The organism is Bacillus cereus group sp. MYBK216-1, assembly GCF_051916495.1.
Taxonomy (GTDB): domain Bacteria; phylum Bacillota; class Bacilli; order Bacillales; family Bacillaceae_G; genus Bacillus_A; species Bacillus_A thuringiensis_K.
Map to the genome: position 1 here is coordinate 105,376 of NZ_JBQAGT010000008.1, position 22,592 is coordinate 127,967.

A 22,592-nucleotide genomic window follows, 5' to 3' on the forward strand; every position below is an offset into this window, starting at 1 on the left:
TTCATGAAGAAATGGTTACTTATACTCGTTGCATGTATTATGGTCATTACTGCTGGTTGTTCAATGGAACCGCCAGAATGGGCAAAGGATTCTAGCGATAAAGGTCGAAATAAAACTATTAAAGTTGGATTCTCTGTTTCAACTTTAAATAATCCCTTTTTTGTAACTTTGAAAAAGGGTGCAGAAAAGAAAGCGAAAGATAGTGGCATCGAATTAATTGCTGTTGATGCACAAAATGATGCAGCAAAGCAAACGAACGATGTTGAAGATTTAATTCAAAAGGGTGTTGATGTAGTTGTTATTAATCCGACCGATTCAGATGCTGTTGCTTCAGCAGTAAGTGCGGCAAATGCAGCAAATGTTCCTGTTATTACAGTAGACCGCGTTGCGAATTCAGGTAAGGTTGTTTCTCACATTGCTTCTAACAATATCGAAGGTGGTCAAATGGCTAGTGATTACATTCGGGAATTAGTTGGCGAAGGAGCAAACGTTGCTGAGTTAGAAGGAATCCCTGGATCTTCCGCTGCTCGTGAACGTGGGAAAGGATTCCATAACGTAGCCGATAAGTCTTTAAAAGTAGTTGCAAAACAAGCGGCTGATTTTGATAGGGCGAAAGGATTATCTGTTATGGAAAACATTTTGCAAGCAAATAGCGATATTAAAGCCGTGTTTGCTCATAACGACGAGATGGCATTAGGTGCACTTGAAGCGTTGAAGTCTGCTGGAAAAACAGATGTAGTCGTTGTTGGATTTGATGCAACAGAAGATGCTGTGAAAGCGGTTAACGATGGGCGTATGGCTGCAACAGTCGCTCAAAAACCAGAATTAATCGGAGAGAAGGCGATGCAAACAGCAAAAGAGATAACACAAGGTAAAAAAGTGGACAAATCTATTCCGATTGAATTAGAGCTTATTAAGAAAAATAAATAAATATAAAATGAAAATTAGGAAGGAAGAACAACAAATGAAATTCTTTATTGATACAGCAAACATTAACGAAATTAAAGAGGCAAATGCATTAGGCGTATTAGCTGGAGTAACGACAAATCCATCACTTGTAGCAAAAGAAGGCGTAGATTTTCACGAGCGCATTCGTGAAATTTGCAACGTTGTAGAAGGTCCTGTAAGTGCAGAAGTAATTAGCTTAGAAGCTGATAAAATGATTGAAGAAGGAAAAGAATTGGCGAAAATTGCTCCAAACGTTGTTGTAAAAGTTCCAATGACAACAGAAGGTTTAAAAGCAGTAAAAGCATTCTCTGACTTAGGAATTCGTACAAACGTTACATTAGTATTCTCAGCAGTTCAAGCGTTACTTGCAGCTCGTGCTGGTGCAACATACGTTTCACCATTCTTAGGTCGCTTAGACGATATCGGTCATAACGGTATGGACTTAATTCGTCAAATCGCAGAAATCTTTGCGATTCATGGCATCGAAACAGAAATCATTGCAGCATCTGTACGTCACAGTGTTCACGTAACTGACGCAGCATTAAACGGTGCACATATTGCAACAATCCCAGCAAACGTAATTGCTTCATTAGTGAAGCACCCATTAACAGATCAAGGAATTGAGAAATTCTTAGCTGATTGGGAAAAAACACAAGAGAAATAATAGAAAATCAAGAATCCTAGTTTAATTGACTAGGATTCTTTTTTATTTAAAAGAATTTTCATGCAATTTTGCATATTGTCTTTTAAATTTGTTATATAAGATATTTAATATATATCACATAACTCTTTATTTTTCATATTTCGATATAAAGTGGAACTTTAATCAGTGGGGGCTTTGTTCATCACCACACTGATTATTAGTTAAACCAAGGGATAAACAGATAGAGGGTCTGACCAGAAAACTGGAGGGCATGATTCTATAACAGAAAGTTTAATGTTTATAGAATTATGTCTTTTTATATAGGGAGGGTAGTAAACAGAGATTTCGACAAAAATGCACCGATTTATCTGAATTTTAAGTTTTATAAAAGGAGAGAAATGGAATGAGAAGAAAAGCCCCATTTAAAGTGTTGTCATCATTAGCAATTGCAGCAATTATCGGATGCACATCTGTAATGAGTGCGCCGTTAGCATATGCAGAAACGCCAGCAAAAGAGAAAGAGAATGTGTCTACAACGCCAATTGATTACAATTTAATTCAAGAAGATCGTTTAGCGGAAGCTTTGAAAGAAAGAGGAACAATTAATCCAGCATCTTCTAAAGAAGAGACGAAAAAGGCTGTCGAGCAATATATTGAAAAGAAACAAGGAGATCAGGCGAACAAAGAAATTCTTCCAGATGCTCACTCACAAGAAACGTCTGATTTCACAAAAAAAGTAAAAGAGAAAAAGATGGAAGAAAAGGAAAATGTAAAAAAGACTGAAAAAAATGTTAGCCTTGAGCAAAAGCCAGAACCAAATAAAAAGCAATTGAATGGGCAAGTTCCAACTTCAAAAGCAAAGCAAGCTCCATATAAAGGATCTGTTCGATCGGATAAAGTATTAGTGCTACTCGTTGAATTTAGTGATTATAAACATAATAATATTGATCAAACACCAGGTTATATGTATTCGAAAGACTTCAGTAGAGAACATTATCAAAAGATGTTGTTCGGTAAGGAGCCTTATACATTATTTGATGGTTCAAAAGTAAAAACGTTTAAACAATACTATGAAGAGCAGTCTGGTGGTAGTTATACGACAGACGGATATGTAACGGAGTGGCTAACAGTTCCAGGAAAAGCATCTGATTATGGAGCTGATGGTAGCAGTGGTCACGATAATAAAGGTCCGAAAGGTGCACGTGATTTAGTGAAAGAAGCTTTGCATGCAGCTGCTGAGAAAGGACTAGATTTATCTCAGTTTGATCAGTTTGATAGATATGATACAAACGGGGATGGGAATCAAAACGAACCTGACGGTGTAATTGATCATTTAATGGTAATCCATGCTGGTGTTGGTCAAGAAGCTGGTGGCGGTAAATTAGGTGATGATGCGATCTGGTCACATCGTTCAAAATTAGCAGTAGATCCAGTAGCGATTGAAGGTACAAAATCAAAGGTAGATTACTTTGGTGGAAAAGTAGCAGCACATGATTACACAATTGAACCAGAAGATGGAGCTGTAGGTGTGTTTGCGCATGAATTTGGACATGATCTTGGATTACCAGATGAATATGACACGAAATATACTGGAAATGGTTCACCAGTCGAAGCTTGGTCATTAATGAGTGGAGGTAGTTGGACAGGGAAAATCGCAGGAACAGAGCCGACTAGTTTTTCACCACAAAATAAAGACTTCTTACAAAAGAATATGGGTGGCAACTGGGCAAAAATATTAGAAGTAGATTACGATAAAATTAAGAGTGGTGTGGGAGTTCCTACATATATTGATCAAAGTGTTACGAAATCAAATCGTCCCGGCGTTGTACGTGTTAACTTACCAGGTAAAAGTGTTGAAACGATTAAACCGGAGTTTGGAAAGCATGCATATTATAGTACAAGAGGCGATGATATGCATACAACGTTAGAGACACCATTCTTTGATTTAACGAAAGGAACAAATGCAAAATTCGATTATAAAGCAAATTATGAGTTAGAAGCAGAGTGCGATTTCGTCGAAGTACATGCAGTAACAGAAGATGGAACGAAAACACTAATTGATAGACTTGGAGAAAAAGTAGTCCAAGGAGATAAAGATACAACAGATGGGAAATGGATTGATAAATCATATGATTTAAGTCAATTTAAAGGCAAAAAAGTGAAACTACAATTCGACTATATTACAGATCCGGCTGTAACATATAAAGGTTTTGCGATGGACAATGTAAATGTAACTGTTGATGGACAAGTTGTATTTTCTGATGATGCAGAAGGACAGTCTAAAATGAATTTAAATGGTTTTGTTGTTTCTGATGGGACAGAGAAGAAAGCTCATTATTACTACTTAGAGTGGAGAAACTATGCGGGATCAGATAATGGTTTAAAAGCAGGAAAAGGTCCAGTGTATAATACAGGTCTTGTCGTTTGGTATGCAGATGATAGTTTCAAAGATAACTGGGTTGGGATGCATCCAGGTGAAGGATTCCTTGGTGTTGTTGACTCTCATCCAGAAGCGCTAGTTGGTAATTTAAACGGCAAACCAGCATACGGTAATACGGGCATGCAAATTGCAGATGCTGCATTTTCATTTGATAAAACACCAGCATGGAGTGTAAATTCATTAACACGTGGTCAGTTTAACTATTCTGGATTACAAGGTGTTACAACTTTTGATGATTCAAAAGTATATAGTAACAAGCAAATTGCAGACGCAGGAAGAAAAGTTCCAAACCTTGGACTTAAATTCCAAGTTGTTGGACAGGCAGAAGATAAATCGGCAGGCGCTGTTTGGATTAAACGTTAATAACATAAAAGCACATTCTTCATATGAAGAGTGTGCTTTTTAATTTGTACAGTAAGTTATTATTTTAGTTTATCCCGCATTAACGGTCAGTAAGATCCCCACCTCAAAATTCAGCGGAAGTAAAGAAATTAGGTGGGAGATCAACTGCCCGTAAAAGCCCGATTGGTTCAACTAATAATCAGTGGGGATGAACAACCCCCCACTGATTAAAGTTTCACTTTATGTAATACAAGTGTTTATTCATGTGTAGTGTATCAAATTATGTGAGGAAAGGAAATATTTCCGAGGAAATTGTCGAAGTATCGTCAGTATTTATAAACTTTCTGTTTAAAAGAAGAGATGTATTATTGCCTTTACGGCTCAATTTATTTACATTGTTATTTGGTTATACACAAAAGTAATATATTGAGCAAAAAGAGTTCTATTCGATAGGGCTCTTTGGTTTTGTATTTGATATACAAATATTAACCTCGATTGTTTGGAAATGTATCTTCTTGTTTAGCGTCATTTGGACTTTAACTGCAGTTTTTGTTTTTCGTTTATATGAAGAGCGAGATGAGCCATTACCTTTTATATTTAAATTAATTGGCATTATTCCAACGCTTCCATTATATTACGGATTATATCAATATGCATTTTAAAAAAGACAACGATGGATTATCCCATCATTGTCTTTTTTACTTTGCTTCTTACATAAATCATACCAGCAAATGTTAATAAAAATGCTGTCCCGATAATGAAGCTGATGCTAGGTGATGCTCCGATTGCGCCGACTGTAAAGGAGCCAGCAACAACTCCTAATGAGAAGAAGGCATAAAATAATCCGAATGCCTTTCCGCGATTATCGTCTGTAGTATTTTCAACGAGTAAAGCGTTAATAGATGGAAAGAGGATTGCGAATCCAATTCCATAAATCATCATTACAATAAAGAGCATACCTTTTGTAGCAAATAATCCGAGTAAAGATAATGCGAATGCCATAACTGCAATTCCGATTAGCATTAGTTTCGAACGATTAAATCGATCGTAAATACGATTTGTTGGAAGCAAGAAAAAGAGGATAGCAGTAATACCAAATACACTTAACATCATGCCTGTTGTAGATGCTTTAAGCGCTAATGCCTCAACTTTTACTGGTAACATATAAGTGACAATTCCTTGTGAAAACATTAATGTGAAAGCACCAATATATGCTTGTAATAACGGTTCTGATTTTAACAGTTCAATCATATCTTCTTTGTTCATCATTTGCGTTCTTGATGTATCTTTTCTTGATACGTTATTTGGTAAGAAGAATAGAGATACGATTGTACCAAGAGCCATTAAAATAGAAATAGTAATGAAGACCCATTCTACGCCAGCTGTTGCTTTCATAATACCGCTGAAAGCAGGTCCTACGATTGCCGCTGTTCCAACAGCAGCACCAGATAGAGCCATTGCTTTTCCTTGTCTTTTTGCATTTGTTTGTTTTGATAAAAATGTAAAGGCAGCAGGAATTAAAAAGCCATCACTAAATCCATGCATAAAGCGAACAACTAATAGTTGTTCACCACTTTGAACAACGGTGTATAACAAGACTATGAAACTCGTAATTCCCATGCTTATATAAAGGATTTTTTTTGCACCAAATTTATCGACAGCTGCTCCAGCAATAATATTACCGATCATATTAGCGAATGAGTACATACCGACAACTAGCCCGATAATAAGAGGGGTTCCTCCAAGGCTTTGAGCGAAAGTACTCATAATAGGTAATTGTGAAAATGTATCTAAAAAAGCCACGATAACGATAAAGTAAATAAAATATTTCAAGCGATATTCACCTCTCCTATGCTATTATGGCACAATGCTAATTTCACCTGCAATGAAATTGAATTAACAGATGTGGAAAAAAGTACAAAGTGACAAAATATTGAACGTTATTTGTAAAAAATTAGTAGAGATGCGATTGTTTTTTTGAAATATATGGATAGAAGTATTATAATAGAATTGTAAACTTCACCAGGTTAAGTATATACATAGAGAGGGATGTATAAAATGAAAGCACTACTTTGGCATAATCAACGTGATGTACGAGTAGAAGAAGTACCAGAACCAACAGTAAAACCAGCAACAGTGAAAATCAAAGTTAAATGGTGTGGTATTTGTGGGACAGACTTGCATGAATATTTAGCAGGGCCTATTTTTATTCCAACAGAAGAACATCCATTAACACATGTGAAAGCACCTGTTATTTTAGGTCATGAGTTTAGTGGTGAGGTAATAGAGATTGGTGAAGGAGTTACATCTCATAAAGTGGGAGACCGCGTTGTTGTAGAACCAATTTATTCTTGTGGTAAATGTGAAGCTTGTAAACATGGACATTACAATGTTTGTGAACAACTTGTTTTCCACGGTCTTGGCGGAGAAGGCGGCGGTTTCTCTGAATATACAGTAGTACCAGAAGATATGGTTCATCACATTCCAGATGAAATGACGTATGAACAAGGTGCGCTTGTAGAACCAGCAGCAGTAGCAGTTCATGCAGTACGTCAAAGTAAATTAAAAGAAGGGGAAGCTGTAGCAGTATTTGGTTGCGGTCCAATTGGACTTCTTGTTATCCAAGCAGCTAAAGCAGCAGGAGCGACTCCTGTTATTGCAGTTGAACTTTCTAAAGAACGTCAAGAGTTAGCGAAATTAGCAGGTGCGGATTATGTATTAAATCCAGCAACTCAAGATGTGTTAGCTGAAATTCGTAACTTAACAAATGGTTTAGGTGTAAATGTTAGCTTTGAAGTAACAGGTGTTGAAGTTGTACTACGTCAAGCGATTGAAAGTACAAGCTTCGAAGGACAAACTGTAATTGTTAGTGTATGGGAAAAAGACGCAACAATTACTCCAAATAACTTAGTATTAAAAGAAAAAGAAGTTATTGGTATTTTAGGATACCGTCACATCTTCCCAGCTGTTATTAAATTAATTAGCTCTGGTCAAATTCAAGCAGAGAAATTAATTACGAAAAAAATTACAGTCGATCAAGTTGTTGAAGAAGGATTTGAAGCACTTGTAAAAGATAAAACACAAGTGAAAATTCTTGTTTCACCTAAATAAGATAGAATCGAAAAGAGTAGCCCTTTTCTAGAAATAGAAGAGGGCTACTTTTTTTCTATACTGAAAGGTGATAGACTTTCCTTTGACTAAATGTATTTTTGTTTGGAAGGGAGAATCTAATGCTTTCATTTTTGTTAACTTTAAAGCGAATGTTAAGAGCCTGTTTACGAGCGTGGAAAGATAAAGAATTTCAAGTATTATTCGTATTAACAATTTTGACTTTAATATCGGGTACGATTTTTTATAGTACAGTTGAAGAATTACGTCCTATTGACGCTTTATATTTTAGTGTGGTCACGTTGACGACTGTCGGTGATGGGAATTTTAGTCCGCAAACTGATTTCGGAAAGATATTTACAATCTTATACATATTTATTGGGATTGGATTAGTGTTTGGATTTATTCATAAGTTAGCAGTTAATGTACAATTGCCAAGTATATTATCGAATAGAAAAAAAGAGTAAAGCATTCAGATGCTTTACTTTTTTTTTACATTAGTTTAGACAAGCCTTAATAATAGTTTATTAAAATGAAAGTGTATTCATTCATTATATTCACTGTGTATAAAGTTATAATGATATGAACATTTGCATATTTTAATTTAGTGATAGAAATTTCGTGAAAGGTGGGATATTCTAGTCATAGGTTAACCGGACGACATCATAGGATCCTAACAAAATGTTTACAATAATTCAATTATAAAATGGAGGATTTTATATGAAAAAGAAAGTACTTGCTTTAGCAGCAGCTATTACATTAGTTGCTCCATTACAAAGTGTTGCATTTGCTCATGAAAATGATGGGGCACAGAGATTTGGAGTTATTCCGCGCTGGTCTGCTGAAGATAAACATAAAGAAGGCGTGAATTCTCATTTATGGATTGTAAACCGTGCAATTGATATTATGTCTCGTAATACAACACTTGTAAAACAAGATCGAGTTGCACTATTAAATGAATGGCGTACGGAGTTAGAGAACGGTATTTATGCTGCTGACTATGAAAATCCTTATTATGATAATAGCACATTTGCTTCACATTTCTATGACCCTGACAATGGGAAAACTTATATTCCGTATGCAAAGCAGGCAAAGGAAACGGGAGCTAAATATTTTAAATTAGCTGGTGAGTCTTACAAAAATAAAGATATGAAACAAGCATTCTTCTATTTAGGATTATCTCTTCATTATTTAGGGGATGTAAATCAACCGATGCATGCGGCAAACTTTACGAACCTTTCATATCCACAAGGGTTCCATTCTAAATATGAAAACTTTGTAGATACGATAAAAGATAACTATAAAGTAACGGATGGAAATGGATATTGGAACTGGAAAGGTACGAATCCAGAAGATTGGATTCATGGAGCGGCAGTAGTTGCGAAACAAGATTACGCTGGCATTGTAAATGATAATACGAAAGATTGGTTCGTGAGAGCTGCTGTATCACAAGAATATGCAGATAAATGGCGCGCTGAAGTTACACCAATGACAGGTAAGCGTTTAATGGATGCACAACGTGTTACTGCTGGATATATTCAGCTTTGGTTTGATACGTACGGAAATCGTTAAGTATTTAAAAAAGGTCAAATCTCAGAATAGAGTATTTGGCCTTTTTATCACTATACAATACATGGAGGTATGAAACGTGAAAGGTAAATTGCTAAAAGGTGTACTTAGCTTAGGTGTTGGTTTAGGGGCTTTATATAGCGGAACGTCAGCTCAAGCAGAAGCGTCTACAAATCAAAATGATACATTAAAAGTGATGACGCATAATGTATATATGCTATCAACAAACTTATATCCGAACTGGGGACAAACTGAGCGTGCTGATTTAATTGGGGCGGCAGATTATATAAAGAATCAAGATGTAGTTATATTAAATGAAGTGTTTGATAATAGCGCCTCAGATCGTTTATTAGGGAATTTGAAGAAAGAATATCCAAATCAAACAGCGGTATTAGGTCGTAGTAGTGGTAGCGAATGGGACAAGACGTTAGGAAACTATTCATCTTCAACTCCTGAAGATGGTGGCGTTGCGATTGTGAGCAAATGGCCAATCGCTGAAAAGATTCAATACGTATTTGCAAAAGGATGCGGGCCAGATAATTTATCGAATAAAGGATTTGTATACACGAAAATTAAGAAAAATGATCGTTTCATTCACGTGATTGGTACGCATTTGCAAGCGGAAGATAGCATGTGCGGAAAAACTTCACCTGCATCTGTACGTACAGACCAATTAAAAGAAATTCAAGACTTTATTAAAAATAAAAATATACCAAAGAATGAGTATGTGTTAATTGGTGGTGATATGAACGTAAATAAAATAAATACAGAGAACAAGAATGATTCAGAGTATGCATCTATGTTTAAAACATTGAACGCTTCTGTACCATCTTATACTGGACATACAGCGACTTGGGACGCGACGACAAACAGTATTGCAAAATATAATTTCCCTGATAGTCCTGCTGAGTATTTAGATTATATTATTGCAAGTAAAGACCATGCGAACCCATCGTATATAGAGAATAAGGTGTTACAGCCGAAATCTCCACAATGGACTGTTACATCATGGTTCCAAAAATATACGTATAATGATTACTCTGATCATTATCCAGTAGAGGCGACTCTTTCTATGAAGTAGTTTCAAAAAGTTTCTTCGTAAAGAAGAAACTTTTTTTATTTGCAAACAGGAAAATCACACTTTCTTTCCAATATGTATAAGACATATTGAGAAGAGGAGAGAAAAATGTGGATCGAGGACTTTTTAAAGAAGTTCCATTACCGTGTGCATTTTTGGATGAAGTGGCTTTAGATAGAAATATTCAATCGATTATAGAGTTAAGTGGAAATAAAAAGATTCGTATAGCGAGTAAATCGTTACGCTCTGTTCCGATTATGCAAAAGATTTTAGCTGCAAATGATCGATTTCAAGGTATTATGTGCTTTTCACCTAGAGAGATTTTATTTTTAATAGAACAAGGATTTAATGATTTATTGCTTGGATATCCTGCTTACGATGAAAGAGCTCTGTATGAAATTAGTTTGTTAACAAAGAAAGGTTTCATTATAACTTGTATGGTGGATTGTGAAGAGCATATTGTGTATTTAGAAAACATTGCTGAGAAATCTAAAGGATGTTTTCGTGTTTGTTTGGATATTGATATGAGTAGTCGTTTCTTTCAATTTCATTTTGGTGTACAAAGGTCCCCAGTAAAAAATGTGCAGGATGCGTTGAAAGTAGTAGAAAAGGTGAGAAGGTCATCATATTTAATGTTAGATGGTGTGATGGGTTATGAAGCTCAAATTGCTGGGGTGGGAGATCATATACCGAATCAATGGTTGAAAAGTAAAGTGATTTCGTATTTAAAGCAGAAATCAGTGCTAGAAGTTAAAGAAAGAAGAGAACATATTGTAAAAGCAATACAAAACATTGGTATTGAGCTAAGGTTTGTAAATGGAGGCGGAACAGGAAGCATAAAAACAACCGAGAAAGATAATTCAGTTTCAGAGATTACAGTAGGTTCTGCTTTTTATTCTCCAAAGCTGTTTGATTATTATAAAGAGGTGAAATTTCATCCAGCGGTCGGATTTGCCTTACCAGTTGTGCGGAAACCAGTCCCGTTTATTTACACTTGCCTAGGTGGTGGATATATTGCTTCAGGAGCAGTTGGAAAAGATAAAGAGCCTGAAGTTTGGAGACCGAAGGGTGCAAAACTATTAGCTTTAGAAGGTGCTGGAGAGGTACAAACACCAATTTTTTATAACGGCGAGGAACGAGTGGATATAGGAGAGTCCATATTGTTTCGCCATAGTAAAGCTGGTGAGTTATGTGAGCGTTTTCCTTTTTTGTATCGTGTTAAAAAAGGAGAGATTGTTGGGGAGTATTCAACATATCGGGGGGATGGCCAATGCTTTCTATAAAGGGACAAAAGTGGAGAAATTGGACAGGGAATGTAGAAGGAACGCCGCATTATACGATGTATCCAGAAAGTATACAAGATGTAGTAGAAGTTGTGGGGCTTGCGCGAAAAAAGGGGAAGAAAATTCGTGTTGTCGGTTCAGGACATTCGTTTACACCCCTTGTGCAAACGGAAGAAGTTTTAGTTTCTTTAGATGAATTGAAGGGTATTGTGAATATTGATGCAGAGAAGATGGTTGCTGAAGTATGGGCAGGAACAAAGTTATATGATTTAGGGAAGTTACTTGAGGAAAAAGGTTATGCGCAAGAAAATTTAGGAGATATTGATTTACAATCTATTGCAGGAGCGATTAGTACGGGGACTCATGGAACGGGTATTACCTTTGGGAGTTTATCAACACAAGTTATAGAGATTACGGCAGTTTTATCTAATGGTGAGAGTATAGTTTGTTCGGAAGCTGAGAACGTAGAATATTGGAGAGCGTTTCAGTTGTCACTTGGAATGTTAGGTATCATTGTAAAGATAAAATTGAAGGTTATTCCAGCGTATTCACTCGTTTATGAAAGTGAGAAACAGTCATTATCTACTGTAATGAACAAACTAGAAGAATATAAGAAGCATCGTCATTTTGAATTTTTCGTTTTTCCTTATTCTGATGAAGTACAAGTGAAACTTACGAACGAAACAACGAATAAAGGCAGTGATTTGAAATGGCATAAACTAAAGGTAGAGTTACTTGAAAATAGGATGTTCTCTTTACTATCTAAAGGATGTAAATGGTTTCCTTCTATAAGTAAAGGAGTGAGTCGATTATCAGCTAAAGCTGTACCAAACACAAAAATAATTGGCCCGAGCTATGAAGTATTTGCTACATCACGTACGGTACCATTTTATGAAATGGAGTATAGCATTCCTTCAAAGTATATGAGGACGGTTGTAGAAGAAATCTCAAATCTTATTGAAAAGAAAAAGTATAAGGTGCACTTCCCAATCGAATGCCGCTATGTAAAAGGGGATGATATATGGCTTAGTCCAGCCTATGGAAGAGATTCAGCGTATATCGCTGTTCATATGTATAAAGGTATGAAATATGCTGCTTACTTTGGCGAAGTGGAAAAAATTTTTCTGAAGTATGAAGGGCGTCCGCATTGGGGGAAAATGCATACATTATCGTATGAGCAATTACAAGATATATATCCAGAGTTTCAGTCGTTTTTACAGGTGAGGAAATCTCTAGATGAACTTGGAATGTTTTTTAATCCTTATGCAGAAAAGTTATTTATCCCGCTATTTGTCAGGCAGTAAGACCCCCACCTCAAAATTCAGCGGAAGCAAAGAAGTTAGGTCGGGGCTGATTAAAGTTTCACATTATGTATATGAAAAAGCTGACAAATAATTATTTGTCAGCTTTTTTTAGTGTAATTGCATTTCTTGTATGACTAATATGTTCATAAAATAGTAGTTTATCACGGCTAAATACATGAAGTAAAACATGAATAATGAATAGGCCGTTAATGATAAATAGGAATAACAATGTAACGAGTAATACTAAAGGCTCTGTGTGATTTAAAATAGAGCTACTAGAAAGAATATAATTGATTCCGCCTAACGCAAAATAAAATATACCGTAGCGAATAAATAGTTCTTTTAATGTAATACGATTTGATTTTCCTTTCACGTGAATGCGAAGCAATGCTTTCCCAATTGTTTTTCCATTCGTAAAGTATGGAATAATAATAAAGTAAATAAGGATTGAACACGTAATGAAAATGAGTTCATACATATTCGTGTAAGATTGCATATTAGAAACGAAGAAAGAATTCCCTTTGTTTTTAACGACAGGTACGACGATAGATAAGAAAATCCAATCAATTTGCATCGCGATAAGGCGACGAATGAATCCGACTGGTTTCGTTTCCAAATTAATATGACTATCTAACTCGTTTGTCTTCGGAAGGAAGTACGTAAATATTGGTGCAATGATAAAACCAATTACGCCACCTAATGTATTTAAAAATAAATCATCGATATCAAATAATCGGTATGCACAATTGTATATACCGTATAATCCAGTCACTTGTGTTAGCTCAAAAAATAGTGAAAGGAAAAAGGAAATGCAAATTGTTTGTAAGAAACTACGTCGGAAATAATAACGTAAGTAAATGCCGAATGGAACAGTTAATAGAACATTAAAGGCAACTTGTAAAAACGCAGACTCTTTTAATAAGTAGAAATAAGTAGTTGGTTTCGTTAAAACTGCCGATGTATGACTACTAATCTCTTGTATGAAATAAAATGGTGAGAGTTGCATGTGTTGTGTATTAGCCGGTTGTAGGCTACAAGTATCAAACGTTTGTGGCAACGGCAAAATAACAAGAAAATAGGCATTTAATAAGTAAAGTAATAATGAGTATAAAATAAATGAGCGCCATTTATTTAAATAACCGTATTTTCGATAATTAAATATTAAAAAAGGGATTAAAAGAAACATTGCTAAAAAAGGAAATAAAATAAATGCTGTTTTCACTGGAAATAAATATGCAGTCAAAGTAAAACTCCTTTCAATAAAAATTCGTTTATCATTATAGCGCTAAAAATATTTAAATACAAAGTTAAAATTTTTCGAAATAGAAATAATTACTAATTTTATAGGGATTAAGTTATAATAAATTAAATATAAGGATATTGTGATTACATAATTTGAGAGAGGGTACAAGAGATGCGATATGAACTTTTTTCTGTAAGTGGGGATCATATTACGACTTTTGAAAGTGCATGGCGTTTTCAGGAGGGAGAACAGATTTTTGTTTATGATGATCAAACAAAACGAAACTTTATTATTATTCGGCTGACACATGATGTATTTCAACAAAATAAACATGTTATTCGTTTGTATTGTCAAGAGAAGAAAGTGTATGCATAAGAGAAGCCCTCTTACAGTATGAAAAGTAAGAGGGTCCTTATCTCGTTATTTGTGAACAGCCCAATTGATGAGGGCTGATTAAAGTTTCACTTTATCATTTTGGCCCTCGTAAGGAATAAAAAGAGAAGGATTAATGCACATAGGTAGCATTTGATTTGGAAGAAAGGATATAGCCTTGTATTTTGTGCTTCAAAGTTTCATTGCCTTCTTTTTGAGAAAGCCATGTATGGTAATCTTGTTGTGTTTTCCATAACATACGAATCATATACTCTGCCTTATCATTTGTACGATGAACAGGTGAAAACTCTATGTTAATACAACCGTTCGTTCCGGGGGAAGGATAATATTGTTTAAGCCCATAAAGTAGCTCATTTTCATATCCGTACTTAATGTGAATGAGTTTAGTAACTATAAACATATAAACACCTCTTTTACGATAATAGTAGGAAAGATAGAATTACTGTAATAGTGAACTTTATAAAAATTATACTATTCAGAAAATTATAAGTGAATAATAGGTTTTAACTTAATAAAGGTATAAAAAAGCGAGTTATTCTATTACACTAGATGACTCGCTTTTAATTTGTAAGTTTTACTTTATAAGAAAATAAGAGTAAGTACACCTACGATAATACAATAGAAAGAGAAATATTTTAAATTTCCTTTTGCCATAATGTTCATAAACCATTTTAGTGAAATATACGTCATGATAAATGTTGCGATGAATGCAACGACATATGGTACGAATAATGTGTCTAGATTTGGATCATTTGCAATGTCTGTAATGCTTAACAATAAGCCACCTAAGCTAACAGGAATGTATAGTAAGAATGAGAAGCGAAGAGCTGTTTCTTGCTTCATACCAAGTAACATTGCTGCTACGATTGTGGCACCAGATCGGCTTATTCCGGGAATCAGTGCGCAAGCTTGTGCTAATCCGACGATGATTGCATCTTTCATAGAAAGGTCGCCATCATTTTTACGACCGCGTAAATTTCTAATAATCCAAAGGCCGACAGCAGTAATAAGAAGGGAAATCCCAACCATCTTCACACCTTTTAAGTACTGATCGATGTAATCTTTAAATAAAACACCAATAACACCTGCTGGAATAGTTGCCATAACAAGATAAATAATAAAGAAGAAATCTGATTTTGCGTCTTCTGCTCTTGTAAATATATAAGAGAGACCATTCTTTGTTAGACGAATTAAATGATTTCTATAAATAAGTAATACAGCTAATAATGAAGCTGAATTAACAAGTAGTTCGAAGCTAAACCCTTCTATTTTTAGTTCTAGCAAATGTTGTGCTAAAACGAGATGACCACTTGAAGAAATCGGAATTGGTTCTGTTAGTCCTTGGAACAGACCGAGAATTAAATATTTTAAAACGTAGTAAAATTGTTCCATAATAACCTCCTTGTTTATTAGTTGAAAGAAACAACTTTTCCATTATAACAAAGATATGGATGAATATTGAAAAGAAATAAATATTCGAAATAAAATAAAAATCCCTTATAGCAGTATAAGGGATTTTTATTTTTAATTAAGAAGTTACTGTTCCTTGAAGACTTTTAGACAATTGAACATCGACTTTTTCAGCATCATGAATATGATTCATAATAGTAGTATTTAATTTTTGGAACATTTGTTGTGTGTTAGCGAATTCTCGTAATATGTCATCATTACAAGATTTTTGGTTTTCAATAGCCTTAATAACATTTGTAGCACCATTTTGTAACGTTTGAATCATAACTAAAATATTTTCAATTCTAGCATTTGTATCGGCGCTCATTTCTACACCTTCATCGACTAAATGTAAATTATCTTTTGTGTTATCATATGCTTTTTCAATTTCTTCTTGAATTTTTTTCGTTAAGTTGCCGATGTTTTTTGTACTTTCTGCTGTACTTTCCGCTAGTTTTCTTACTTCATTGGCAACGACAGCGAATCCTTTACCGTGCTCTCCAGCACGTGCGGCTTCAATACTCGCATTTAAAGCAAGTAAATTTGTTTGTGCTGCAATGTTTTGAATGACTTCTACAATTTGCTCGATTTCCTTTGAGCGTTCGCTTAGATGATTCATACTATTAGACGTGCGTTGAGATTGTTCACCTAATTTATTAATTACAATAAGTAAGCGGTGAACGGATTCTTTTCCTTCATTAGAGCAGTCAATAATTTCTGCAATAGATTGAATTAAGCTTTGTTCCTTTTGTAACATTTCATTATTTAGCTCATTGGAATGTGTCGTACGTGTTGAAACATTTTCGAAACATGAACTTAATTGTTGAACTAAATTTTGAAGTGTATTATGTTGGTTATTTACAAGTTGATGCTCTTGGACAACACTTTGTACACGATCGTGGATAGTAGAAATAGTCTCTTGTTTTTCAATATCTTTTTGTTTTAATTCTGCTTCTAATTCTTGTATACGCTCTTCTAATTGAGCAATTGTATGTTGGAGTGATTTTTTTTGAGTAAACATGTATTTATTTCAACCGCCTTCGAAAGTTATATTTTCTCTATATTTGGATTTTAGCATCTTTTGTATTTTTTAAATATAGGAATTGTTAAATATTTAAGAATCTATTACATTTTATTCATAATTCTCTTTTTTTTGTCACGAAAAATAAACTGTATTTAATCGTTTTGTAAACAAACTGTAAAATAAATCATGTATAACTGTATAAGAAGGGAGTCGGATTATGAACTATTTTAAGCGAATCAGCTGTCTAGTATTAGCAGGAATTATCGGTCTTTCTAGTACAGTCGCTGTTAAAGCAGAGTCAAACGACGAGAAACTTAACAACATGCAACAGCAATTGCAACAAAACGATGCAGAAATGCAAAAGAAAGAGCAAGAGAAGCAAGCTGTTAGTAAAGAAATTAAAGGTATCGAAAACGAACTACATAATTTAAATAATACAATTGCAAAAAATAAAGAGGATCAAGCTGCTATTCAACGTAAAATCGATGAAACACATAAGCAGATTGAGCAAAAAAAGCAAGAAATTGTCGTTTTGGAGGATAAAGTCCTTGCTCGTAAAGATATTATGAGAAAACGTATGGTTTCTGTTCAAAACAGTTCAAATACAAGTTTAGTAGTAGAAGTTGTAGTAGAATCAAAAAACTTTGCAGACTTCTTACAACGTATGAACGCAGTTTCTACTATTCTAGAAGCTGATAAAGAAATTTTACGTCTACAAGAACAAGATCTTCGTCAAATTGAAGAAGATAAGAAAACAATTGACGAAAAAGAAGCATCTTTAGTAGTAGACAAACAAAAATTAGCAAAAGCGCAAGCTGAACTGCAAGATAACTTGAAAAAGCGTCAAGATAACTTACAAACAGTTCAAGCTAAATATAATGAAGTTGCAAGTCAACTTAATTTAGCAGCGGAAGAAAAAGCTAAAATTGAATCAAATATGAAGACAGTACAAGAAACGATTGCTCGTGAGCAAGAAGCAGCAAGAATCGCAGCGGAAGAGCGTGCAAAAGCAGAAGCGGCTGCAAAAGCAGAGCAAGAAGCTTTAGCGAAAGCACAAGCAGAAATTGCTGAAAAGCAAAAGCAGGAAAAAGCTAGTAAACCAGCTGAACCAGTTGCTAATAATAATTCGAAGGTACAACCTACCAAACCTGCACAACCTGAACCACCTTCTAAGCCAACTGCTGGTGGGAAAGAAATTTATGTAGAAGCTACAGCTTATACAGCTGATCCAGCGGAAAATGGTTATGCACCAGGTCAACAAGTATTTTCTGCATGGGGACACTATAACTTAACTGCAAACCCAGGAATGAAATTAATTGCTGTAGATCCAAATGTTATTCCATTAGGTAAGACTGTAAATGTTGAAGGTTATGGAGTAGCAATTGCAGCCGATACTGGTGGAGCTATTAAGGGGCATAGAATTGATGTTTTAATGCCAGATAAAGGTTCATCAAGTAGTTGGGGCAGAAGAACAGTTAAAGTTACAATTTTAAACTAAAGCGAAATCCAACTTTACAATATGTAAAGTTGGATTTTTTTATAATAATAATGTTAAGTTGAGTTTACATTTTGTTAAGGATAGCATACAATAATGGTGAGAGGTGGTAAATTTGACCATTTTAAACAGAGTAAAAGAATTAAGAGCTCGTTTTAACTTTACGCAAAGCGTATTAGCAGAAAAGGTTGGAGTAACGAGACAAACAATTGCAGCAATTGAAAAAGGGGATTACGTTCCTTCGTTGTTATTAGCACTTACGATTTGTGATGTGTTTCAGTTAAAGATGGAAGATGTGTTTGTTTTAAATAAGGAGGGGGAAGAGGATGAATAGAATTGTTTTTTCTTATATCATAAACGTGCTTTATACTGCTTTAGCATGCTGGACATTTGTTGAATTTTATAGTGTCATTACAGAGTTAGCAGATATAATTAAAAACGAGAAATTCCCATTTGAAGTATGGTTTAATGGAGTACCATTCATTTTATTATTTATTGGAGCAATTATAGTTACAATTTTTTATAGAATTCAAAAGAAAAAATATAAGAATTTATCTTTTTGGATGTATCCATTATTATTTCCACTAGAAGATGAACGTGAAAAAGCGATTACGGATAAAGCTTGCCGAACAACATTTGTATCGTTATGGTTTGTGTTACCTTGTGCAGTTGGATTTTTAACTTTTTCGCCTATTATTAATGAATATCTTCCTGGATACCCATTATATATTATATTTTCGATTTTCTTTATTCAAATGACAGTATTTCACGTATCACTATACAGAAATAAATTAGCTTAAAAAGAAACCTTCTTGCACCGGCAAGAAGGTTTCTTTTCAGCTAATACTTGTACATATGGCGATATTATTTTATCATTTTATATAGAGTAAGATTTTGTAAGGGAAAGGAATTGTATATGAATAAGCAAAGAATTTATAGTATAGTAGCAATCCTTCTATTTGTTGTAGGTGGCGTGTTAATTGGAAAGCCATTTTATGATGGATATCAGGCTGAAAAGAAACAGACTGAAAATGTGCAGGCTGTTCAAAAGATGGATTATGAAAAGCATGAGACGGAATTTGTAGATGCTTCCAAAATTAATCAACCAGACTTGGCGGAAGTAGCGAATGCATCATTAGATAAGAAACAAGTAATCGGTCGTATTTCGATTCCAAGTGTTTCAGTAGAACTGCCTGTTTTGAAAGCTTCTACTGAAAAAAACTTATTATCAGGTGCAGCGACAGTAAAAGAGAATCAAGTTATGGGAAAAGGAAATTACGCACTAGCAGGACATAACATGTCTAAAAAAGGTGTTTTATTTAGTGATATAGCTTCTTTGAAAAAAGGCGATAAAATTTATTTGTATGACAATGAAAATGAATATGAGTATGCGGTTACTGGTGTATCTGAAGTAACTCCTGATAAGTGGGAAGTTGTAGAGGATCATGGGAAAGATGAGATAACGCTTATTACATGTGTATCTGTAAAGGATAATTCTAAGCGTTATGTTGTTGCTGGTGATTTAGTAGGAACGAAGGCGAAGAAGTAAAAAAGAAGGTGAACTCTTTAAAGAGTTCACCTTCTTTTTTACTAATGTTGAGAAATAATAGAATATTTCGGTTCGTATTTAAATATTCTTCTATTTATGTATAATAAAGTTAGAATTCTATATTTTGGGAGGAACAAGAGTGAGACAACAAGTGAAGAAACTTCTTTTAACAACGAGTATAGCGTTATTGGTAGCTCCAATTTCAGCTTATGCGCATCCAGGGCGTACAGATGCTAATGGCGGACATACGTGTCGTACAAATTGTGAGAAGTGGGGATTACAGTATGGGGAATATCATTATCACAATAAACCAGCTTCTAGTAGTGGCGTAACGAGCCCAGCTCCTAGTCAGAATAATAATAGTGCTGTAGAAACTGAGAGACAAGCAGAAGCACAGCGCAATACTGAGGCTGAAAAACAACGTGCTGCAGAAGCACAGCGCAACGCTGAGGCTGAAAAACAACGTAATGCAGAAGCAAAGCGTAAAGCTGAAGAAGAGAGACAACGTGTAGCCGAGGAACAAAGAAAAGCTGAAGAGGCACGTAAGCAAGAGGAAGCACAGCGCCAAGCTGATATGGAAAAAGGTCAACTTGAAGGTCAAAAGAATGGAGAAACTGATTTTAAAGCAGGAAAAAATGATGCAGAAGTGCATGTAGCTGGAAAATCTGATGCATATAAACAAGCGTTTAAAGCGACTTATGCAGCCGCATGGTCTTTAGAAGAGCAGAAGAAAACGCATTTTGAAAAAGGAAAAGAACAAGGTTTAGCACAAGAGACGATGGACGATAGTCAAGTTGCTCCAGAGTTTAAGGTAAACTTTGCAGACGGGTTCAAAGCAGGGAATAAAGAAAGAACAGAAAAAATTGAAAAAGAGCAAGCTGAATTAGGGGAAAAGACAGGGAAAGAACTAGCTGAAAAGAATCCTGAAAATAGAGAGAAAGAAGTATACGTGAAGGCATATGAAACAGCGTATGAAAAAGGCTATAAGTCTACAAAAAAGGCAGTAGAAAAGGCTGGCTATAAGTATGCATTTGAAAACTATGATTTAAAAGTTCCTGCTAAGTATGAACGAAATGAATTGTTAAAGAAGTGGTTTACTGAAGGATTTAAATCGAATAAAAAAGCAGCGGAAATTCGAGAAGAAGGGTATAAAAAAGGAGACAGCTGGTTCTCATTCTTCTATAAGAGTTTCGTACCAAGTGAATATAAAGAACATAAAGAGCTGTACGAACAAGCAATAGAAAAAGGTAAAACAGCATAAAAAAGATGAGGAGAAATTCCTCATCTTTTTTAATCCATCCATTTCACTAATTTCTTAGAAATTAATAATAAAACACAACCTAATACAATTGCCACAGCGCCAATAACTGTGAATACTTCAGCGTATCCAAGTGAAGTTGTGAAGCTTGCAAGTTGTCCGCCTAAAATGTTGGCGATACCTGAACTTGCTAGCCATACACCCATTAATAAAGATGCTAATTTTACCGGAGCAAGCGCACTAACCATTGATAGTCCGACAGGTGATAAGAATAGCTCACCTAACGTATGGAAAAGATACGTAAAGACGATAAACAGTAAGTTTGCTTTTTCTGTAATGTTATGTTCATCACTACCTGTTTTTAATGTAGCGATAACGAGAATGATATAACCGATACCGAGTAAGATCATACCAAGTCCCATTTTAGTTGGGATTTTTAAATCACCCTGCTTGCGAGTTGCAAGTTTTGCCCATAATGCAGAAATGACTGGAGCAAGTAAAATAATAAATAATGGATTGACCGATTGGAACCAAGATGTTGGAACTTCCCATCCGAACACAGAGCGGTCTACAAATTTGTTTGTATATAATGTTAATGAGCTACCAGCTTGTTCAAAGCCAGCCCAGAAGAAGACAACGAAGCATGTTAAAATGACAATAACTGCGGTACGTTGTTTTTCTTTTTTTGTTAACGGTGTATCTCCTACTGATGGTTGTCCAGTAGCTGTTTGTAAATCGCGAGTTGGTTTCTTACCGATATTACCAAGGAAGCGATTTGATAGTGTTGTAAATAAAATTTGTCCAATGATCATTCCGATTGAAGCGGCTAAGAAACCGTAACGGAATCCGTAATGTACAACGCCATCAACTGTTGTTTTGAATAAATTTTCTGATAAAAATCCGCAAACGAGTGGAGCTAAAAATGACCCGACGTTAATACCCATATAGAAAATGGTAAATGCACTATCACGTTTTGGATCGTTCTCTTCGTATAATTCTCCAACCAGTGTAGAGATGTTCGGTTTGAAGAATCCGTTACCTATAATAATAAGCGCTAATCCGAGGTATAGACCTAATTGGTTTTGCAAGGCAAATAGTGTAAGGTTACCGATTGCCATTGTTATACCACCAATTGTGATTGCTTTTCGTCTACCTAGAAAACGGTCTGTTAAGTATCCACCAATCATTGGTGTGAAATAACAGGCTCCAGTATAAAATCCGTAAATAGAGAGTGCCCATGCGGGACTAAACCCAAGACCACCGCTTACTAAAGCTGTCGTTAAATATAATGTTAATAATCCTCGTAATCCATAGTAACTAAATCTTTCCCACATTTCTGTAAAGAAGAGTAAGTATAAACCTGGAGGATGTTTCTTTTTTCTTTGTTGTTCTCTTTCTAGTTGTATCGCTGATTCCATGTTATTTTCCTCCTGACACAAACAAAAACAAAGTTAATAATTTTGTAC

General features: G+C 35.0%; 20 protein-coding genes and 2 pseudogenes. 16 read left to right on the forward strand and 6 right to left on the reverse strand.

Annotation, left to right across the window (positions count from 1 at the left end; all coding sequences use genetic code 11):
• Nucleotides 1–3: 3 nt before the first annotated feature.
• The 4 genes and pseudogenes from rbsB to ACTFRH_RS23795 form a co-directional block, all read left to right on the forward strand.
• The gene (gene rbsB / locus ACTFRH_RS23780) at nt 4–930 is read left to right on the forward strand and encodes a ribose ABC transporter substrate-binding protein RbsB (protein ID WP_000758976.1); all 927 of its coding nucleotides are present in this window, start codon (nt 4–6) and stop codon (nt 928–930) included.
• A gap of 34 nt (nt 931–964) precedes the next feature.
• Entirely contained in the window at nt 965–1,612 is a 648-nt protein-coding gene (gene fsa, locus ACTFRH_RS23785; RefSeq protein WP_000667661.1) for a fructose-6-phosphate aldolase, read from the forward strand.
• A gap of 382 nt (nt 1,613–1,994) precedes the next feature.
• Nucleotides 1,995–4,394, forward strand: coding sequence for a M6 family metalloprotease immune inhibitor InhA2 (gene inhA2, locus ACTFRH_RS23790; RefSeq protein WP_001252978.1), 2,400 nt, complete (start codon nt 1,995–1,997; stop codon nt 4,392–4,394).
• A gap of 428 nt (nt 4,395–4,822) precedes the next feature.
• A pseudogene (locus ACTFRH_RS23795) lies at nt 4,823–5,035 on the forward strand (hypothetical protein); the annotation flags it as partial.
• A gap of 16 nt (nt 5,036–5,051) precedes the next feature.
• Here ACTFRH_RS23795 and ACTFRH_RS23800 read toward each other — a convergent pair.
• The gene (locus ACTFRH_RS23800; RefSeq protein WP_000873268.1) at nt 5,052–6,206 is read right to left on the reverse strand and encodes an MFS transporter; all 1,155 of its coding nucleotides are present in this window, start codon (nt 6,204–6,206) and stop codon (nt 5,052–5,054) included.
• Nucleotides 6,207–6,431: 225 nt separating this feature from the next.
• Between ACTFRH_RS23800 and bdhA the strand changes: the two genes are divergently transcribed.
• The 6 genes from bdhA (at nt 6,432) to ACTFRH_RS23830 (ending at nt 12,715) form a co-directional block, all read left to right on the forward strand.
• Nucleotides 6,432–7,484, forward strand: coding sequence for a (R,R)-butanediol dehydrogenase (gene bdhA, locus ACTFRH_RS23805; protein ID WP_000645819.1), 1,053 nt, complete (start codon nt 6,432–6,434; stop codon nt 7,482–7,484).
• 119 nt (nt 7,485–7,603) lie between these two features.
• Nucleotides 7,604–7,948, forward strand: coding sequence for a potassium channel family protein (locus ACTFRH_RS23810; protein WP_000948209.1), 345 nt, complete (start codon nt 7,604–7,606; stop codon nt 7,946–7,948).
• Nucleotides 7,949–8,201: 253 nt separating this feature from the next.
• Nucleotides 8,202–9,053 carry a phospholipase CerA gene (gene cerA / locus ACTFRH_RS23815; protein WP_000730995.1) on the forward strand — a complete coding sequence of 284 codons (852 nt, stop codon included), beginning with the start codon at nt 8,202–8,204 and terminating at the stop codon, nt 9,051–9,053.
• Nucleotides 9,054–9,129: 76 nt separating this feature from the next.
• Nucleotides 9,130–10,131 carry a sphingomyelinase C gene (sph, locus tag ACTFRH_RS23820; protein ID WP_000676791.1) on the forward strand — a complete coding sequence of 334 codons (1,002 nt, stop codon included), beginning with the start codon at nt 9,130–9,132 and terminating at the stop codon, nt 10,129–10,131.
• A 107-nt stretch (nt 10,132–10,238) separates the two neighbouring features.
• Nucleotides 10,239–11,411 carry an amino acid deaminase/aldolase gene (locus tag ACTFRH_RS23825; RefSeq protein WP_000373793.1) on the forward strand — a complete coding sequence of 391 codons (1,173 nt, stop codon included), beginning with the start codon at nt 10,239–10,241 and terminating at the stop codon, nt 11,409–11,411.
• Nucleotides 11,399–12,715 (forward strand): D-arabinono-1,4-lactone oxidase, encoded by a 1,317-nt coding sequence (locus tag ACTFRH_RS23830; protein ID WP_000948946.1) that lies wholly within the window; start codon nt 11,399–11,401, stop codon nt 12,713–12,715. Before ACTFRH_RS23825 ends, ACTFRH_RS23830 begins: the two co-directional genes overlap by 13 nt.
• 91 nt (nt 12,716–12,806) lie before the next feature.
• Here ACTFRH_RS23830 and ACTFRH_RS23835 read toward each other — a convergent pair whose 3' ends face one another.
• Entirely contained in the window at nt 12,807–13,958 is a 1,152-nt protein-coding gene (locus tag ACTFRH_RS23835; RefSeq protein ID WP_000128028.1) for a VanZ family protein, read from the reverse strand.
• Nucleotides 13,959–14,129: 171 nt separating this feature from the next.
• Between ACTFRH_RS23835 and ACTFRH_RS23840 the strand changes: the two genes are divergently transcribed.
• The gene (locus tag ACTFRH_RS23840) at nt 14,130–14,333 is read left to right on the forward strand and encodes a hypothetical protein (RefSeq protein ID WP_001268333.1); all 204 of its coding nucleotides are present in this window, start codon (nt 14,130–14,132) and stop codon (nt 14,331–14,333) included.
• A gap of 130 nt (nt 14,334–14,463) precedes the next feature.
• On the opposite strand, the gene ACTFRH_RS23845 is transcribed toward ACTFRH_RS23840, so the two are convergent.
• The 3 genes and pseudogenes from ACTFRH_RS23845 to ACTFRH_RS23855 form a co-directional block, all read right to left on the reverse strand.
• The gene (locus ACTFRH_RS23845; protein WP_000471252.1) at nt 14,464–14,751 is read right to left on the reverse strand and encodes a hypothetical protein; all 288 of its coding nucleotides are present in this window, start codon (nt 14,749–14,751) and stop codon (nt 14,464–14,466) included.
• 179 nt (nt 14,752–14,930) lie between these two features.
• Nucleotides 14,931–15,743, reverse strand: a complete 813-nt coding sequence (locus ACTFRH_RS23850; protein ID WP_000434791.1) for an undecaprenyl-diphosphate phosphatase — start codon at nt 15,741–15,743, stop codon at nt 14,931–14,933.
• Between the two features lie 136 nt (nt 15,744–15,879).
• Nucleotides 15,880–16,410 (reverse strand): annotated as a pseudogene (locus ACTFRH_RS23855) (methyl-accepting chemotaxis protein); the annotation flags it as partial.
• A 631-nt stretch (nt 16,411–17,041) separates the two neighbouring features.
• Between ACTFRH_RS23855 and ACTFRH_RS23860 the strand changes: the two are divergent.
• From ACTFRH_RS23860 to ACTFRH_RS23880, 5 genes are all read left to right on the forward strand, one after another.
• Nucleotides 17,042–18,322 carry a 3D domain-containing protein gene (locus tag ACTFRH_RS23860; RefSeq protein WP_001105790.1) on the forward strand — a complete coding sequence of 427 codons (1,281 nt, stop codon included), beginning with the start codon at nt 17,042–17,044 and terminating at the stop codon, nt 18,320–18,322.
• Between the two features lie 112 nt (nt 18,323–18,434).
• Nucleotides 18,435–18,653 (forward strand): helix-turn-helix transcriptional regulator, encoded by a 219-nt coding sequence (locus ACTFRH_RS23865; protein WP_000154019.1) that lies wholly within the window; start codon nt 18,435–18,437, stop codon nt 18,651–18,653.
• Nucleotides 18,646–19,119: a hypothetical protein gene (locus ACTFRH_RS23870; RefSeq protein WP_001080041.1), complete on the forward strand. Its 474-nt coding sequence runs from the start codon at nt 18,646–18,648 to the stop codon at nt 19,117–19,119. Before ACTFRH_RS23865 ends, ACTFRH_RS23870 begins: the two co-directional genes overlap by 8 nt.
• 116 nt (nt 19,120–19,235) lie before the next feature.
• Nucleotides 19,236–19,868, forward strand: coding sequence for a class A sortase (locus ACTFRH_RS23875; protein ID WP_001041724.1), 633 nt, complete (start codon nt 19,236–19,238; stop codon nt 19,866–19,868).
• A 139-nt stretch (nt 19,869–20,007) separates the two neighbouring features.
• On the forward strand, nt 20,008–21,129 hold the full coding sequence (locus ACTFRH_RS23880; protein WP_001249823.1) for a YHYH domain-containing protein: 1,122 nt from the start codon (nt 20,008–20,010) through the stop codon (nt 21,127–21,129).
• Nucleotides 21,130–21,158: 29 nt separating this feature from the next.
• Here ACTFRH_RS23880 and ACTFRH_RS23885 read toward each other — a convergent pair whose 3' ends face one another.
• On the reverse strand, nt 21,159–22,544 hold the full coding sequence (locus ACTFRH_RS23885) for a peptide MFS transporter (RefSeq protein ID WP_000443145.1): 1,386 nt from the start codon (nt 22,542–22,544) through the stop codon (nt 21,159–21,161).
• Nucleotides 22,545–22,592: the final 48 nt, after the last annotated feature.